At 64.1% G+C, this 16,113-nt stretch carries 10 protein-coding genes and 2 pseudogenes; 5 read left to right on the top strand and 7 right to left on the bottom strand.

The window, feature by feature from the left end:
• Window positions 1-283: 283 nt before the first annotated feature.
• Window positions 284-1,760: pseudogene (locus tag ABIG06_RS27930) on the top strand (FAD-binding oxidoreductase).
• 916 nt (window positions 1,761-2,676) lie between these two features.
• On the opposite strand, the gene ABIG06_RS27925 reads toward ABIG06_RS27930, so the two are convergent.
• From ABIG06_RS27925 to ABIG06_RS27915, 3 genes and pseudogenes are all read right to left on the bottom strand, one after another.
• Window positions 2,677-4,374 (bottom strand): GMC family oxidoreductase, encoded by a 1,698-nt coding sequence (locus tag ABIG06_RS27925; RefSeq protein WP_370139371.1) that lies wholly within the window; start codon window positions 4,372-4,374, stop codon window positions 2,677-2,679.
• Window positions 4,375-4,659: 285 nt separating this feature from the next.
• Window positions 4,660-6,220, bottom strand: a pseudogene (locus tag ABIG06_RS27920) (acyl-CoA carboxylase subunit beta).
• The gene (locus ABIG06_RS27915) at window positions 6,150-7,124 is read right to left on the bottom strand and encodes an IclR family transcriptional regulator (RefSeq protein ID WP_370139369.1); all 975 of its coding nucleotides are present in this window, start codon (window positions 7,122-7,124) and stop codon (window positions 6,150-6,152) included. The pseudogene ABIG06_RS27920 and the gene ABIG06_RS27915 overlap by 71 nt, the downstream one beginning before the upstream one ends.
• Window positions 7,125-7,218: 94 nt before the next feature.
• On the opposite strand from ABIG06_RS27915, the gene ABIG06_RS27910 reads away from it, so the two are divergent.
• The 4 genes from ABIG06_RS27910 to glsA all read left to right on the top strand — a co-directional run bounded on the left by ABIG06_RS27910 (window position 7,219) and on the right by glsA (window position 12,959).
• Complete coding sequence (locus tag ABIG06_RS27910; protein ID WP_370139368.1) at window positions 7,219-7,440, top strand: biotin/lipoyl-containing protein; 222 nt, start codon at window positions 7,219-7,221, stop codon at window positions 7,438-7,440.
• A 166-nt stretch (window positions 7,441-7,606) separates the two neighbouring features.
• On the top strand, window positions 7,607-8,773 hold the full coding sequence (locus ABIG06_RS27905; RefSeq protein WP_370139367.1) for a TAXI family TRAP transporter solute-binding subunit: 1,167 nt from the start codon (window positions 7,607-7,609) through the stop codon (window positions 8,771-8,773).
• 244 nt (window positions 8,774-9,017) lie between these two features.
• Window positions 9,018-11,090, top strand: a complete 2,073-nt coding sequence (locus ABIG06_RS27900) for a TRAP transporter permease (RefSeq protein ID WP_370139366.1) — start codon at window positions 9,018-9,020, stop codon at window positions 11,088-11,090.
• Between the two features lie 21 nt (window positions 11,091-11,111).
• Window positions 11,112-12,959 carry a glutaminase A gene (glsA, locus tag ABIG06_RS27895; protein WP_424578445.1) on the top strand — a complete coding sequence of 616 codons (1,848 nt, stop codon included), beginning with the start codon at window positions 11,112-11,114 and terminating at the stop codon, window positions 12,957-12,959.
• Window positions 12,960-13,201: 242 nt separating this feature from the next.
• Here the strand turns inward: glsA and ABIG06_RS27890 are convergent, their stop codons facing one another.
• From ABIG06_RS27890 to ABIG06_RS27875, 4 genes are all read right to left on the bottom strand, one after another.
• Window positions 13,202-13,504 (bottom strand): nucleoside triphosphate pyrophosphohydrolase family protein, encoded by a 303-nt coding sequence (locus ABIG06_RS27890; RefSeq protein ID WP_124158777.1) that lies wholly within the window; start codon window positions 13,502-13,504, stop codon window positions 13,202-13,204.
• Between the two features lie 26 nt (window positions 13,505-13,530).
• Complete coding sequence (locus tag ABIG06_RS27885; protein ID WP_124158776.1) at window positions 13,531-14,058, bottom strand: carboxymuconolactone decarboxylase family protein; 528 nt, start codon at window positions 14,056-14,058, stop codon at window positions 13,531-13,533.
• Window positions 14,059-14,532: 474 nt separating this feature from the next.
• The gene (locus tag ABIG06_RS27880; RefSeq protein ID WP_370139365.1) at window positions 14,533-14,892 is read right to left on the bottom strand and encodes a Zn-ribbon domain-containing OB-fold protein; all 360 of its coding nucleotides are present in this window, start codon (window positions 14,890-14,892) and stop codon (window positions 14,533-14,535) included.
• The gene (locus ABIG06_RS27875) at window positions 14,889-16,025 is read right to left on the bottom strand and encodes a thiolase family protein (protein WP_370139364.1); all 1,137 of its coding nucleotides are present in this window, start codon (window positions 16,023-16,025) and stop codon (window positions 14,889-14,891) included. The genes ABIG06_RS27880 and ABIG06_RS27875 overlap by 4 nt, the downstream gene beginning before the upstream one ends.
• Between the last annotated feature and the right edge of the window lie 88 nt (window positions 16,026-16,113).

The following is a 16,113-nucleotide window of genomic DNA, read 5'->3' as shown; positions in this document are numbered from 1 at the left end:
TAATGTTGCAAAGCTTCCCTGAACGTTGCCGGGATCGGGATAGGTCGCAGGCCGGCGTCCGCATCTTGCGGAACAACTGAAGCAAGATCGATGGCGGCGATACACCGCCGAAAGAGGAAACACCGCGATCCGACCTCGATGACCGGCCCGGGACGTTGGTGACGCACCCGTGTGCGTCCACAGGTCGGGCTACATTCCCGTTAGACTCCGCAGCCCAAACGTGGACAATAGCCTCCGCACGTTACGTGCGCAGTGCACACCAAGATGCGCCAGAGGAAACAAAATGCCGGCTGCCTTCCTATCCTCCGATCCCATCATCCCGACCGCTCCTTTGACCTCCGGGATGCGCGGCGCGTTGCGCGCGATCGTGGGCGAGAAGGGCCTGATCGAGGACGAACACGGCAAGCAGCCGTTCGTGACGGATTGGCGGGGATTGCTGGTCGGCGGCGCCGGCGCCGTCATTCGGCCCCGGCAACACCGAGGAGGTCTCGAAAGTGGTCGGGCTGTGCCATCAGCACGGCGTCGCGATCGTGCCGCAGGGTGGCAACACCGGTCTGATGGGCGGGGCGACGCCCTGGCCTGCGCATACCGGCATCGTGCTGTCGCTGGGCCGCATGAACCGCGTGCTGGACGTCGATCCCGTCGGTTACGCGATGACGGTCGAGGCCGGCTGCGTGTTGCAGACCCTTCAGGAGACAGCCGCCGAGCACGACAGGTTCCTGCCTCTCAGTCTTGGCGCCCAGGGCTCGTGCATGATCGGCGGCAATCTCTCGACCAATGCCGGCGGCGTTCAGGTGCTGCGCTATGGCAATGCCCGCAACCTCGTGCTGGGGCTCGAAGTCGTGTTGCCCAACGGCGAGGTCTGGGACGGATTGCGCGCGCTCAAGAAGGATAATACCGGCTACGACCTCAAGCACCTCTTCATGGGGGCCGAAGGCACGTTGGGCATCATCACCAAGGCTGTGCTCAAGCTATGGCCGGCGCCGAAGGACGTCTGCACCGCATGGCTGGCGATCCGGGATCCACGCGCGGCCCTGGAGATCCTGTCCGAAGCCCATAGCGCCTCCGAAGACAATGTCGGCTCCTGCGAGCTGATGAGCCGCAGCGCAATCGACATGGTGCTGCGCCATATTCCCGGCACCCAAGATCCGCTCAAGGCGGAGACCCCATGGTATCTTCTGCTCGAGTGGTCGTCCGCGCGGGCACGCCGGGATGGGGCCGAGGGCATGTCCGAGAAGCTGGAGCAGTTTCTCGCCGATCAGCTCGAGGCCGGCCGCGTGCTCGATGCCGCGATCGCTCACACCGTCGGCCAGTCGCGCAACATGTGGCGGATCCGGGAGGGTGTGGCCGAGGCCTCCCGCGCCGAGGGACCGGGGCTGAGCTACGACGTCTCGGTGGCGATCTCTCGTATCCCGGAGTTCATCGACAAGGGGACCAAGGCGGTGCTCGACATTCTCCCGAGCATCAGGCCCTACCCGCTCGGACACATCGGCGACGGCAATCTGCACTTCTCGTTCATGGGACCGGTCGGCATGGATCAGCAGACACTGATCCAATACAAGGGCGCCATCACGCGGGCCGTGAACGATCTCATCACCTCCATGGACGGCTCGATCTCGGCGGAGCACGGCATCGGCATCGAGAAGCTCGATGAGCTCAGCCACTACCGGTCGAAGACCGAGCTCGACATCATGCGCACCATCAAGCGCGCGCTCGATCCGCAGAACATCATGAATCCCGGCAAGGTGCTGCGGCTGTGACCCAAGCTCGGCCCAACGCCGGCGATTGGTCCAGCGTGGCAGGGTCGCAAAGATGTTGCGACCCATCCATGGTCATGTCGAGGTAGTGTTCGCTGTGCTCAAGCCACCGAACCGCCGCGGGGGTTGACGATCGTATAGCCTCGCAATGAACGTGCGTGGATTCGCGTCGCGCGCCCGCCCGAGTTGGCGTCATAGGCCATCCAGACGTCGCCCCCGAGGTGCTGTTCCAGGACGAAAACGTGTCCTCGTCGCGCAGCGACCATTCCTGGTGCGGGTGATGTCCGCGGAAAGCGCAGCCAGTTGGACGCAAGATTCAATTCCGGCACAATACGGCCAAACACGCGCAGGGCCGCGCCGCAGCCGCAGAAGGACGAAGGACAACCGGCCGGGCGACCACCGACAATGCGAGCGCCGGAGACACCGGAGACGGTCGCCGACGTGGCGGTGCCCCCAGCATCAGTCACTGTCAGTTGCGTCGAGCGGTAGGCTTGCAGTGGGGACCTGGAAACCGGTGAATATCTGGAAGCCAGTGAGGATCGCGAAGTCCGCTCGCGTCGTGTCTGCGAATACGAGAAGTCACAGGGCATTGTGATATTGCATTCAGGAGCTTGATGAATGCGATAAGGCCGTGCTTCCGAAGCGACAGAACCCAGAACAACGAAGAGGCACGCAGAAAATACTCGCTTGAACATTGCAGGACTCCAAATGAGAGACCCTGCCCCGGATGATGACAAACAAATACAGTTTGGCTGAAATGGGACTAAAGGCCGGCTGAAAATGGCTGCATTGCGCGACACGACCTGCAATCGTCTCATAGACTACGCGTAGCGGCTGAGATGATTAACTCGCAGCGCACGAACGCCCGCTCAGCGGGTCAAGTTTGCGGCATGCAATCAAGTCAAGGCAGAACTGCTACTCACTGCATCATCGCGGCTGCGATCTTCTCCGCCGACATCAGCACCGGAAAATTGGTGTTGGCGCATGGCACCACCGGGAAGATCGAGGCGTCGACGACGCGCAGGCCCTGGATGCCCTTGACCCGGCCCTGATTATCGACCACCGCCATCGGATCGTCGGCGCGGCCCATGCGGCATGAGCAGGAGGCGTGCCATACGCCGATGGTTGCCTTGCGCACGAAAGCTTCGAGCGCCTCGTCGTCGTTCATCACCTGATCGAAGGTGAAACCTTCCACCACGAAATTGTCGATCATGTAGTGGCGCAGCGCCGCCGGCCCGTCCATCAGGGCCGCGGCGATCTTGGTCAAGATCCTGTTCCTGGTATTGACCACGCCGATCTTGCGGACCTTGTCGGTGTAGGCGGCCGGGAACGGCTTGTCCGTCACCTTCTTCACGATGTCGCTCATTTGAATGGCCGCCATCTTGCGGAAGCCGCTCATCAGGCGATCGAGATCGCGCCGGTCGGACAACAGATTGAACTCGACGATCGGCTCCGCGGCAGGATCGCGCGAGGCTAGCTTGACCTGTCCGGTCTCGGAATAGGTCTTGTTGACGAAGGTCAGGAGCGAGCCGATCTGCTCGCCGACCGCGTGCCAGGCCGACTTCGAGAGCAGGACAACGAACATGTCGCCGTTCGGCACGCCGGCAAGACCGGAGGAATAGCGCAGCCCGAGCTGCATGTGGCGCCTGGTGTGCTCGTTCATGCGGGCGCCGCGGCGAACGAAGGACGACAGCGAGATCGAGGGATGATCCATCAGGCGCTGGCCGACGCCCGGCAAGCCCATCAGCACGGGAATGCCCATGTCCTTGAGGTGACCGACCGGGCCGATGCCGGCGCGAAGCAGATGCGCCGGCGAATGGATGGCGCCGCTGGAGAGAATGATCTCGCGTCCGCGGAATTCCTGCTCGCGTCCGTCGACTGTCGCCTTCACGCCGACGCAGCGCGTGCCTTCGAACAGCAGCTCTCGCACCTGCGTGTTGGTGGAGATCGTGAGGTTGGCGCGTTTGCGGGTGTCGCGATCCAGATACCCCATCGCCGCCGAGACGCGCTGCTCGGCCTGGTTCGAATGCGTCACCGGGAAATAGCCGTCGACGAATTCGCCGTTCTGGTCCGGCAGAAACCGGTGTCCGGCCTGCTGAAAGGCTTGCGCGAACGCCTCCGAATGCTGCGTCCAGTGCTCCCGCGGAATGCGGCGCACCGGGATTCTGCCGTCCTTGCCATGGTACGGTCCGTCGAAATCGAGGTCGTGCTCGACCTTCTTGAAGAAGGGCAGCACGTCATTCCAGCTCCAGCCTTCGGCGCCCCGCGCTTGCCATTCGTCGTAGTCGGTCGGCGCGCCGCGATTGGCCATCTGACCGTTGATTGAGGAGCCGCCGCCGAGCACCCGCGCCTGCTCGTATTTGCGCAAGGGAGGACGCGCTTCGTTCGGATTGTTGTGGCTGATGACCTGCGTGGTGACCTTCAGCTCAGTCCAATGGAAGCGCGGATCGAAATAAGCGGTTCCGGGATAGCTGTCCCTGATCTCGGCCGGCTCATTGCCGGGCGGCGTGTCCTGCCCGGCTTCGCACAGCAGAACCTTGTTGGCGCTCCTTGCGGAGAGCCGGTGGGCAAGCACGGACCCCGCCGAGCCGCCGCCCACGATGATGAAGTCGTACACGATTGACGTTTCCTCTTGTTCTTGTTGGGGGAGCTTAGCGCGTTATTGTTTTCGACTGGAAGGGGTTTGGATTTGTCGACGCCGCACCTCGTGTCCCGGACGCGCTGCAACGCTAAGCGATGCGGCGCTGAGCCGGGACCCAGCAGGCTGCGAGCACGGTGCTGCATGGGGGCCCCGGCTCTGCGGCGCACCGCTGCCGGACGATGCTTCGCATCGCCGGGGAAGCACTGCGCTTCGTCCGGGGCAAGAGGGTCGTCTTTGGCAGACACCTGCGACAACATCGCTTTACGGCCGGATCGAAAAATTCTCCGGCGGTCCCGGCTTTCGCAGCGGCTCCGCCAGCCGCGCGAACTCGCACAGCAGCGACCGCGTCTTCCTGGGATCGATGATCTCCTCGACCCAGAACTTTTCGGCCGAGCGGAACGGGGAGCGCAGCTTGTTGAGCCGCTCCTCGATCTCCTTCAGCTTCGCCGTCTTGTCCTCTGCGGCGTCGATCTCGGCGCGGTAGGCCGCTTCGATGCCGCCTTCGAGCGGCAGTGAGCCCCAATAGGCCGACGGCCAGGCATAGCGGATCGAAAAGCGGTCGGCGGGCTGATGCACGACGCCTGCGACGCCGAAGGCGTTGCGCAGGATCACGGTGCACCAGGGCACCGTGGTCTGGTTGACCGCGGCCATGGCGCGGACGCCGTGGCGGATGGTCGCCGCCTTCTCGGCATCGAGGCCGATCATGAAGCCGGGGCAGTCCATGAGATAGACGATCGGCAGATGGAAGGTTTCGGCGAAGTCGACCCAGCGCACCACCTTCTGGCAGGCATCGGCCGTCCAGGAGCCGCCATAGTGAAAGCTGTCGCTGGCCAGCAGCAGCACCGCCCTGCCCTCAAGCCGGGCGAGGCCGACAATGACCGGCTTGCCGAAATTCTTGGCAACCTCGAAGAACGAGCCCTTGTCGACGACGGACTCGATGATCGGCCGCATCTTGTAGACCTGCTTGCGGTTGCGCGGCACCGCATTCATCAACGCTTCGTCGCCGCGCTCCGGATTGTCGGTGCACGGCAATGTCGGCGGCAGCTCGTAGACCGACGACGGCAGATAAGAGAGGAAACGACGCGCGCAGGCGAACGCCTCCTCTTCGGTGTCGACGGCGTGATCGACCGCGCCGGCGCGGGTCTGGATGTCGGCGCCGCCGAGCTCCTCCTTCGTAAGATCCTGACCCAGCGCCTTCACAACCGGCGGGCCAGCGACGAACATCGCGGATTTCCGGGTCATGATGGAATAGTGGCTGGCGGCAAGACGCGCCGCACCCAGGCCCGCCACCGAGCCGAGGCCGAGCGCGACCACGGGCACGCGCGACAGGTTCTCCGTCGTGAAGCGATACCAGCGCGTGCCGCCGATGCCGCCTGGCAAATTGGCTGCGCCCTTGGTCTCGATAGTCTTGACCGAACCGCCGCCGCCGGAGCCCTCGATGATGCGGACGATGGGCAGGCGGAAATCGTGTGCCATCTCCTCCGCCATCAGCGGCTTTGCGGAGATCGACGCATCGGCCGAGCCGCCGCGCACGGTGAAATCGTCGCCGACCACGACCACGGTGCGGCGCGTCGACGCGCGCGCGGCCGAACACGCAGTTCGCCGGGGTCAATTTCTGCAGCTCGCCGCTGGAATCGTACTCACCGATGCCGGAGACGGCACCGATCTCGTGAAAGCTGCCTCTGTCGATCAGCTTGTCGATACGCTCCCGAACAGTCAGCCGGCCCTGGTCATGCTGTCGCTTGACCTTGTCAACGCCGCCCATCTCCCGCGCGAAGGCTTCGCGCCGGGCGAGCTCGTCGAGTTCCGACTTCCAGTTCATTCACTCCCTCCGAATTGATCGGCTTGTTATTGTTGTGCACGGCCATGGCGACCGGTTTGCGCGAGATTCGGTTGTTGAAGGCGTCGCCTTCTGCGCCTTCCATCAGGCTGCCGAGCGAGCGGCCAAGCTCGAGCATCGACGGGGCGACTTCGTCATGCAGACGCTGCTCGTCATACATCGCAGCCAGGAGGCCGATCGTGATGACGACGAAGGTCTGGTATTGCGGCGACCAGATCGGCACCGCGAGGCCGTTGATATGCGGGCTCCAGAGGCCGCAGGCCACAACATAGCCGCGCTCGCGCAACGACTCCCGGTTGGCCTCGATGCGAGGCTTGAGAATCTTCGCGGCTTCAGGGGCTTCCCGCTCCATATCCGCGACGAAGGCGTCGCCGACTTCCCGCGCCAGGGCCGCGGTGTAGGCCGCGCCCGCGGCGGTCGACGCCATCGAGATGCGGCTGCCGGTGCCCTCGTGCAAGCCGAGTGCGCTCGCCGAGCGCGCGAACAGGAGATAGACGAGATGGAAGCGATCGGGGACGACGAAGCCGACGGTGCCCGGTAGTTGCTCGGCCACTTCCTGCAGCCGCTGGCGGATCATGCTGCGCAGCTGCGCGCCCTTCATCATCGAGGCGCTCATCGCCACCGCGCTCGGGCCGATGCGATATTTCTGATCGCGCGGCAGATAGACCAGCTGGCCCATGCGGGTTAGCGTGTGCGTGAGCCGCGACACCGTCGAACGCGGCAGACCGCAGCGGTTTGAAATCTCGAGATTGCCGAGCCTGCTATCGTGGCCCTCGAAGCATCGCAACACGTCGAATGCGCGCGAGACCACCTGGATGACATCACCTTCGCCGGCATCGCCAGCGAGCGCGCCTTGCCTACTCAACCGCTCCGATCGTCGTCCCATGTTCCCTACCACTTGTTCCGCTGTGCGGAATTAAATTCCACTTGCAGACGACGCTACCTCAGGCATTTTGCGACGACAACAAAAAGGCGATGGCATGCCAGAAATTAAGATCGTCACGGAGATCGCGGGACGCGTTTGCGCGACTCCCGTGCAAGTTGGAGGAACCGTCGCGGATGGCGATGACGTTGTAGTTGTCGAAGCGATGAAGATGGAGATCCCGGTGCCCTCACCAGCGAGCGGCATAATCACATCGCTTCTGGTGAAGCTCGACGACGTCGTTGCCGAGGGACAGGCTATCGCGATCGTCGCGAACTGACTGTATTCCCCGCGGTTTCCGCGACAATCTGTCAGGCTCATTCCCGCATGCAAGGTACAGCGTTGCCATCGCCTGATCGCGGTGACATGATCTGTTGCAAACAAAACGTTGTTTCAAACAAAGAAAGAAAATCCTCGCGACAAAGCGAGGATCATGGGAGGGAAACATGCTTCGTGGGCTGCTCGTGCTCGCGCCTGCCTTGGTGGCAGGCATTTCTTTTGTGTCTACACGCTACTCGTTCGCCGAAGACATCAAGCTGCCGCCGACACTGACCTTCACGGCCTATGACACCGGCACCGCCGGCTTCAACATCGCGGTCGGCGTCGGCAAGATGATGAAGGACAAGTACGGCACCGACGTGCGCGTGCTCCCTGCAGGCAACGACGTCGCCCGCCTCGCGCCATTGCGCGCCAAGCGCGCGGCCTCATCGGCGATGGGATCGGGCACCTACTTCGCGCAGGAAGGTGTGTTCGAGTTCGGCTCGAAGGAATGGGGGCCACAGGCGCTCCAGATCCTGCTCTCGACCGTCGACTGCAATTGCGGCTCGCTCGGGGTCGCCGCCGACACCGGCGTGAAGGAGCTGAAGGACCTCAAGGGCAAGCGCGTCGGCTTCGTGGTCGGCTCTCCCGCGCTGAACCAGAACTCGCTCGCGGTGCTCGCCTTCGCCGGGCTGACCAAGAACGACGTCAAGGCCGTCGAGTTCGCGAGCTATGGCGCGATGTGGAAAGGCCTGATCAACAACGATGTCGATGCCGCCTTCGGCACCACCATCACCGGTCCCGCCAAGGAGGCCGAGACCTCGCCGCGCGGACTCATCTGGCCCCCGCTGCCCGCCAAGGACAAGGAAGGCTGGGCGCGGATGCAGAAGGTCGGCTCGTTCTTCTTCCCGCAGCTTGCGACCTGCGGCGCCGGCATCTCGCCGGAGAAACCGGTCGAGCTCGGCAACTATCCCTATCCGATCTTCGTCGCCTATGCTTCGCAACCGGCCGATCAGGTCTATGCGATGACCAAGGCGATGATCGTGAACTACGACGCCTATAAGGACTCCGCGCCCGGCGCCGGCGGCCTTGCGGCCGACCGCCAGACCAAGAACTGGGTGGTGCCGGTGCATCCCGGCGCGGTGAAGGCGCTGAAGGAGGCCGGACAATGGAGCGACGCGCAGGAGGCGCACAACGCCAACCTGATCAAGCGACAAGAGGTGCTGGCGGGCGCGTGGGCCGATTACGGCAAGTCCAGTCCGCCCGCGGATGACAAGGCTTTCCTCGACGGCTGGATGAAGGCGCGCGCCGCCGCGCTTGCCAAGGCCGGCATGCCGAACGGGTTCGAGGACTAGAGGGCGGTGTTGTTGGGCTTGATGGCTGAGCCGCGAGAAGTGCGCTCCCTCTCCCGCTTGCGGGAGAGGGTTGGGGAGAGGGTGTCTCCGCAATGGGACAATCCCCCAGAGGAGAAAGCCCTTACCCGCGCCTTCGGCGCGACCTCTCCCGCAAGCGGGAGAGGTCAACGAGCCAGCGGGCCCGATCGAGTCAACCAACGTGCCGTCGCCTAATTATCCTACCAGCCCAGACGCGGGATCGGTGATGTCTTCTGCCCCTACCTCCACCGTCCCGCAAGACGAGACCAAGCGGGTCGTGTTCGACGATCCGCATGGCGCTGCCGGCAACATGCAGGAGGCGGAGGTCACGCGCGTGCGCGCACTTCGCGGTGCCTGGCGCTGGGCGCTGGTCGCCGCGACCGCGGCGACGATCCTGCTCTGTATCAATCAGCAATTCTCGCTACGCTTCTTCATCGGCTACACCCAGCTCAACACGGAGTATTTCTACCTCCTGATCGCGTTGATGCTGCCGTTCACCTTCCTGATCTTTCCGGGCACGCCGCGCGCACCGCTCGATCGCATTCCCTGGTACGACCTCGTCCTGTTCGTCGTGACCTTCGCGGCAGCGCTCATGCTGATGCTGAACGTGCGCAAGGCGGCGGAGGCCGGCTGGGAATTCGGCGGCGCGCCGACCAGCGTGATCGCCGCCGGCCTCGTGATGTGGGCGATGCTGATGGAGGCGCTGCGCCGCACCGGCGGCTGGAGCCTGCTCTTGAGCGTGTTGCCCTTCACGGTCTATCCGCTGTTCGCCGAGGCCGGCTGGCTCGGGCCGTTCCGCGGCACGCAATCGACGCTGGAGCAGGCGACTGCCTATCACGTGCTGTCGGGCGAAAGCCTGCTCGGCATTCCCATCCAGGCCTTTGCCGACACCGTGATCGGCTTCCTCGTGTTCGGCACCGCGCTGATGATGACGGGGGCCGGCAAGTTCTTCATCAACCTCGCCTTCGCGCTGTGCGGCACGTTCCGCGGCGGTGCGGCAAAAGTCTGCATCTTTGCCAGCGGCCTGCTCGGCATGATGTCGGGCTCGATCATCTCCAACGTGCTGACCGCCGGCACCATGACAATCCCCGTCATGAAGAAGAGCGGTTTTCGCGCCTCCTATGCTGCCGCGATCGAGGCCTGCGCCTCCACCGGCGCGGTGCTGGCGCCGCCGGTGATGGGCGCCACCGCCTTCGTGATCGCACAGTTCCTCAATGTCAGTTACGCCGACGTCGCAATCGCCGCGATCATTCCGGCGGTGCTCTATTACATCGGCCTGTTCATGCAGGTCGACGCCTATGCAGCCCGCCACAAGCTGAAGGGCATCCCGCGCGCCGAGCTGCCGCGGATCATCGATACGATCAAGGACGGCTGGTACTACGTCTTCGTCATCGCGCTCCTGATCGTGATGCTGCTCTACTTCAAGCGTGAGAGCCACGCGCCGTTCTATGCGACCGCACTGCTCCTGGTTCTCAACCAGCTCTTCTCCAGGGACACGCGCTGGACGTTGGCGACGATCGGAAAATTCCTTGAGGTGAACGGACGTACCTTCGTCGAGCTCGTCGGCATCCTCGCCGGCTGCGGCCTGCTGATCGGCGCCTTCTCGATGACCGGCGTGGTCTCGAGCCTCGCCAACGACCTCTTGCATATCGCCGGCGACAATCCCTTCCTGTTGCTGGCGATGTGCGCCCTCACCAGCCTCATTCTCGGCCTCGGGCTGACGACGACCGCCTGCTACATCTTCCTCGCCATCCTGGTGGCGCCCGCGCTGGAGAAGCTCGGGCTCAACCGCATGGCCGTGCACACGTTCATCTTCTACTGGGGCATGTTGTCGTCGATCACCCCGCCGGTCGCGATCGCCTCCTTCGCGGCCGCAGGCATCGCAGGTTCGCCGGCGATGAAGACGGGCTGGGAATCGATGTGGGTCGGCAGCATCATCTATTTCCTGCCGTTCTTCTTCGTGCTCAATCCGGCGCTGGTGCTGCAAGGGCCGAGTCCCTATCTCGCCGGCCTCGGCCTGATGGGGCTCGCCGCCTTCGGCACGCTGTTCATCTGTGGCGGCATCCAGGGCTACCAGCCCTTCGTCGGCGATCTGCGCGGGGCCGGCGTGCTGGAATGGCCCATTCGCGTGCTGCTCGTGATCGGCGGCTTCGTGGTGGCGACCCCAGGCGGCGGGATCATGCCGCTGTCGCAGATGCAAGTCACGATGCTGGGGCTGGCGATTCTGCTGCCAACGCTTCTGCTTGCCCTGCTGCTGCGGCGGCAGACGATCGTTCCGGACGGGTTGCGCGTGCCCTGATTGCGTTGCACAAGAGAGGCGATGACGCCACATTCGCCTCTCGAAACCGCCTGGACCCGCTCGAAACCGCCTTTGCTGCGGTTTCTGAACAATTGCCTGAGCGAATTCGCCGCCGAGACCTCAGGCAAGGTCGCCGACTACATTCCAGAACTGGGCAAAGCCGATCCTGCTTATTTTGGCATCAGCCTGGCGACCCTGGACGGCCATGTCTATGAAGTCGGCGACAGCCGGGTGCCTTTCACAATCCAGTCGATGTCCAAGCCATTCGTGTTCGCACTGGCGCTGGACCTGCTCGGTGCCGGCCGCGTCGAGAGCGCGATCGGCGTGGAGCCCTCCGGCGATCCCTTCAACTCGATCCGGCTCAATTCCGAGAACCATCCGTTCAACCCGATGGTCAATGCCGGCGCGATCGCCTGCACCGGCCTGATCTACGACAGCAAGGGCGCGGACGCTTTCGAGCAGATCCGCAGCGCGCTCAGCCGCTTTGCCGGACGCGACCTCGCGCACGACGAGGCCGTCTATGCTTCCGAAAGCCAGACCGGCGACCGTAACCGCGCCATCGGCTATCTGCTCAAGACCAATGCGGTGATCTCGGACAATGTCGCCGGCGTCCTCGACGTCTATTTCCGGCAATGCGCCGTGCTGGTCACCGCGCGCGACATCGCGGTGATGGCGGCGACGCTCGCCAATCGCGGCATCAATCCTGTCACGGGCGAGCAGGTTCTCAGCGCTTACGCGATCTCGCGCACGCTCTCGGTGATGACGTCGTCGGGCATGTACGACTATGCGGGCGAGTGGATCTACCGCATCGGCATTCCCGCCAAGAGCGGCGTCGGCGGCGGCATTTTGGCGGCACTCCCCGCCCGCCTCGGGCTCGGCAGCTATTCGCCGCGCCTCGACAAGCACGGCAACAGCGTGCGCGGCATCAAGGTGTGCGAGGCGCTGTCCTCGCACTACGACCTGCACATGCTCAACCGCAGCGACGATGCGCGCAACGCCGTCATCGCGGACTACGACATCGGCAAGAGCCCGTCGCGCCGCGTGCGCCGCCCGCAGGAGCGCGAGATCCTGGCGGCGCACGAGCAGGAGGTGCGGATCATCGAGCTGGTCGGCACGCTGTCGCTGTCGGCCGTCGACTACGTCTCGCGCCGGCTGGCGGGACGACCGCGGCCGCAATTCGTGATCTTCGACCTTCACCGCGTGACCTCGACCACGCGCGCCGGCGCGCGGCTGGTCGCCGAAGCGTTCGAGGAGCTTGCGGCGCTGAACGTGACCGTCGTGCTGTCAGGCGTCAGGCGTGCCTCCAAGGAATGGAATACGTTGCGCGAATGGACCGCCGAGCTGAAGAACGTCCGCGATTTCTACCTGCTCGACACCGCGATCGAATGGGCCGAAGACCAGATCGTGTATCGCTACGGCGGCTCGATCGATTTTCACGAGACCACCGAGCTCGCCGAGCAGCCATTGCTGGCGGGACTGAGCGAGGAAGAGCTGACCGATCTGGCCTCGCTCTGCGCCATCAGAACCTATCAGTCCGGCGCGAAGATTCTCACGACCGGCGATCCTGCCGATACCTTGTACTTCCTGCGCAGCGGCGCTGTGCACGTCACCTTGCCCGACGGCATCAGGCTGGCGACGCTCACCGCCGGCATGGCGTTCGGCGAGATGGCACTGCTGGAGCAGATCCGCTCCGCCGACGTCTTCGCCGACATGGCGGCAACCGCATTCGAGGTGCCGCTGAAGGATTTCGAGCGCTTCCGCAAGCAGCACCCACGCGCCAGCGAATGCATCATGCGCAACCTCGCCCGGCTTCTGGCCGACCGCCTGATCGTCGCCAACGCCAAGGTCGATATTTTGACGGCCACGTGAGCGGCGACGCTCTTGCATTCTTCGCGAGCTGAGCAAGCGCCTCGTCCTTCGAGACAACCGCGTAGCGGTCTCCTCCGGATGAGGCTAAGCAGCATCGGCGCACGTTGAACCAACAGCCGCGCATACGGTCCTCATCCTGAGGGCCCGCCAACGGCGGGCTTCTCGAAGGATGGCTACAAGGGAGATCGCTTCCACCCTGCCGATGGGAGAGATCGATCCGGACTCCAACCCAGAGACCGGGCTCAGCGGCTCGCCGCTTCGCTCAGCCGCCGCTTGACTTTGGCAGCGCTGGCCTCGAGCAATTCGGATGGCTTCTGGCCGGTCGCGGCGCACAGGCAGGCCCAGTAGTAGATGACATCGCCGAGCTCATCGACGAGGCCCGCCTTGTCGAGCCAATCATCGCGCAGGAGCTTCTTGATGTGATCGGCGACCTCGCCGGATTCACCGGCAAGGCCAAGACCGAGGTAGGACAACCGCTCGTTGGACGGATGCTCGTCGACTTTGGCAACGCCAGCGGCCCAAGCCGCATATTCATCGATCGTCATCAGCTTCCCTCGCCGCTTCTGTCTGATCAGCCCACCACCTCAGTGACCGGCTGGAGGTCGATCTCGAACGTCTCGAGGAATTTCGAGGTCATGATGTAGAAGCCGACCGAGAGCTGCAATTCGACCAGCGCGGCCGGTGTCAGCTTCGATGCGATCGCCTTGAAGGTCGCATCCGTCGGCTTCTTCAGCTTCACGATCTCGTCGGTGAAGGCGAGCGCAGCGCGCTGCACCTCATTGAAGCAGGACGCCGCCTTCCAGTTCTCGAGCGCCTCGTTCTGCTCGTCGGTGACGCCGACATTCTTGCCGATGCGCTTGTGCGCGACGATCTCGTACGGCGCCTCGCACAAGATGCCGGTACGGGTGATTGCAAGCTCGCGCACGATGGGATCGAGCTCGCCCTTGTGCCTGATGGCGCCCCCTAGGCGGCAGTACTGCTCGAAATAGCTCGGCGAGTGCGCCATCATGCGGAAGATGTTGGCATGACGGTTCTTGTCGAGGATTTCGCGGGTGCGGTCGGATGCCTTGGACGGGTCGCTGTACTGAATACGGGCCATGATTTTCCTGAAGTTTTCCCTGAGCTTTTGATGCTTTTTGTCATTGTGGGGATAAGTTCCCAAAGACTCTATTCGCGGGCGGACGCAGGAGCAACATCATCGAGTCAAATTGCCGCCGCATTGCTGATCGACCCTGAGACAGTCGATATTCGCCGCGTGGGGACAGATCGCGGTGAATACTCGAGAGTGGGGTGTTCCGAGTAAAAACAATTGGCCGTCGGGTGCGCTCACCGCGCAACGATGAGTCACGCCCAAGTCTAGGGAGAAAACGGCATGAAGGAAGCCACCAAGGGGGCGGCCTCGGGAGCGCTTGCGCATATGCTGGCGGTGACGGCGATGCTCGTCATCGCCAGCATCTTGTTCTACGGGCGCTAGAGCAGAGTTTCGTCATTCCGGGGTGGCCCTCGCACAGGCCAGGCCCAGAATACCCGTTCCAGGCTCGGTCCTATGACCGCCCCCGAATGACGAATCCCTCTACGTCCCCTTCGTGAAGAACGGCACCAGCATGCCGGCAAAGGGCTTGAAGCTCGCGACGACCGAATCGCCGATGGCAAGGTCATTCTCGCCATGCGCCATCATGCGAAATCCCTCGGCGCAATCGACCAGCAGAATGTTGTAGGGCACGTGGGCGCGCGTCTCCGGCGTTGCGGCACGGCAGACCAGCGAGGTCGCGTACACCCTGCCCTTGCCGCTGGCGCGCTGCTCGCGCTGGCCAGATGCACCGCAGGCCGCGCAGAAGGCACGATGAAAATACTGCACGTGACTGCATGAGGTGCAGACCTGGTAGGTGATGGCCTCTTCGCCCTTGGTCCAGTCCGCTAGACGCTCGCTCATCGCACCCGCTCCAGGAACATGCTCACGTGGGACGACAGCACGCCGCCGTCGCCGTGCAGCAGTGCAATGGACGCATCCCGCACCTGGCGATTCGCCGCCCGACCCGTCATCTGCACATGCGCCTCGACCAGATGCGCCATGGCGCCGCCGACGCCGCAATGGCCGTAGCTGAGCAGGCCGCCATGGGTGTTGAGGGGCATGGCGCCGTCACGGCCGAAATAGCCGGCGCGGACGCGCGCGGCCGCCTCGCCGCGGCCGACAAGCCCGAGATCTTCCAGCAGCATCGCGAGCGTGATGGTGAAGCTGTCGTAGATCGCGGCGTAACGCACGTCGGAGATCGCAATGCCCGTCGCCTCCCTGGCGCGCGCGATGGAGATCTCGGCACCGAGCTCACTGAGACCAGGCGCGGCCGTGACATGCTGATGGGTATGCGCCTGGGCGCAGCCGCGGATGCGCACGCCCGCTTCCCCTGTCCGCTCGCGGCTGATGACGAACGCCGCGCCGCCGTCGGAGACCGGGCAGCAGTCGAGCAGCTTGAGCGGCATCGCCACCGGCTTGGAGGCCATGACATCGGCGACCGTGATGGGATTGTGGAATTGCGCGCCGGGATGGGTGCAGGCGTGCTTGCGCATCAGCACCGCGAACTCGGCGAGGTCCTGTTCGGTCACACCATATTCGTGCATGTAGCGGTTGGCGACGAGGCCGTAATAGGCGGGAATGGTCGGGCCGAGCGGCACCTCGTAATCGGGATGGCCGACCTGCGCCAGTGCCTGGAGCGAGGCATCGCGGCTCTGCCCCGTGAGACGGTTCTCGCCAGCGACGACGAGCACGTGGCGCGCGACGCCGGCGTCGACGAGCTGATGCGCGAGCATCGTCATCGCGAGACCCGTGGCGCCGCCGACCTGCACGGCGTGGGCGTAAGATGGGCGGATGCCGAAATGCTCGGCGAAGACAGTGGCCAGCATGATGTGCGGCGACACGGTGGAGTAGCCGCAGAGGATGCCGTCGATGTCCGAGCGTTTCAGCCCGGCATCGTCGAGCGCTGCTTGGGCGGCTTTGCTCATGAGGTCGAGCGAAGACAAGCCTTCGTGCTTGCCGAAGGGCGTGAGGCCGACGCCGGTGATGAAGCTCATGCTCTCTCCCCCTGGTCATTCCGGGGCGGTCCGCAGGACCGAACTCCGGTGCGCAATTGCGCACCTGAGAATCTCGAGATTCCGGGTT

This window comes from Bradyrhizobium sp. USDA 326 (genome assembly GCF_049739485.1).
In the GTDB taxonomy this organism is placed as follows: domain Bacteria; phylum Pseudomonadota; class Alphaproteobacteria; order Rhizobiales; family Xanthobacteraceae; genus Bradyrhizobium.
This window is presented reverse-complemented; position numbering and strand designations above follow the sequence as displayed.

Bases quoted from the DNA above. Each gene is read 5' to 3' on its own strand.
- ABIG06_RS27885 (WP_124158776.1), bottom strand. From the start codon at position 14,058: ATGGCCCGTATTCAGTACAGCGACCCGTCCAAGGCATCCGACCGCACC.
- ABIG06_RS27880 (WP_370139365.1), bottom strand. From the start codon at position 14,892: ATGAGCGAGCGTCTAGCGGACTGGACCAAGGGCGAAGAGGCCATCACC.
- ABIG06_RS27890 (WP_124158777.1), bottom strand. From the start codon at position 13,504: ATGACGATCGATGAATATGCGGCTTGGGCCGCTGGCGTTGCCAAAGTC.
- glsA (WP_424578445.1), top strand. From the start codon at position 11,112: ATGACGCCACATTCGCCTCTCGAAACCGCCTGGACCCGCTCGAAACCG.
- ABIG06_RS27875 (WP_370139364.1), bottom strand. From the start codon at position 16,025: ATGAGCTTCATCACCGGCGTCGGCCTCACGCCCTTCGGCAAGCACGAA.
- ABIG06_RS27905 (WP_370139367.1), top strand. From the start codon at position 7,607: ATGCTTCGTGGGCTGCTCGTGCTCGCGCCTGCCTTGGTGGCAGGCATT.
- ABIG06_RS27910 (WP_370139368.1), top strand. From the start codon at position 7,219: ATGCCAGAAATTAAGATCGTCACGGAGATCGCGGGACGCGTTTGCGCG.
- ABIG06_RS27900 (WP_370139366.1), top strand. From the start codon at position 9,018: ATGTCTTCTGCCCCTACCTCCACCGTCCCGCAAGACGAGACCAAGCGG.
- ABIG06_RS27915 (WP_370139369.1), bottom strand. From the start codon at position 7,124: ATGGGACGACGATCGGAGCGGTTGAGTAGGCAAGGCGCGCTCGCTGGC.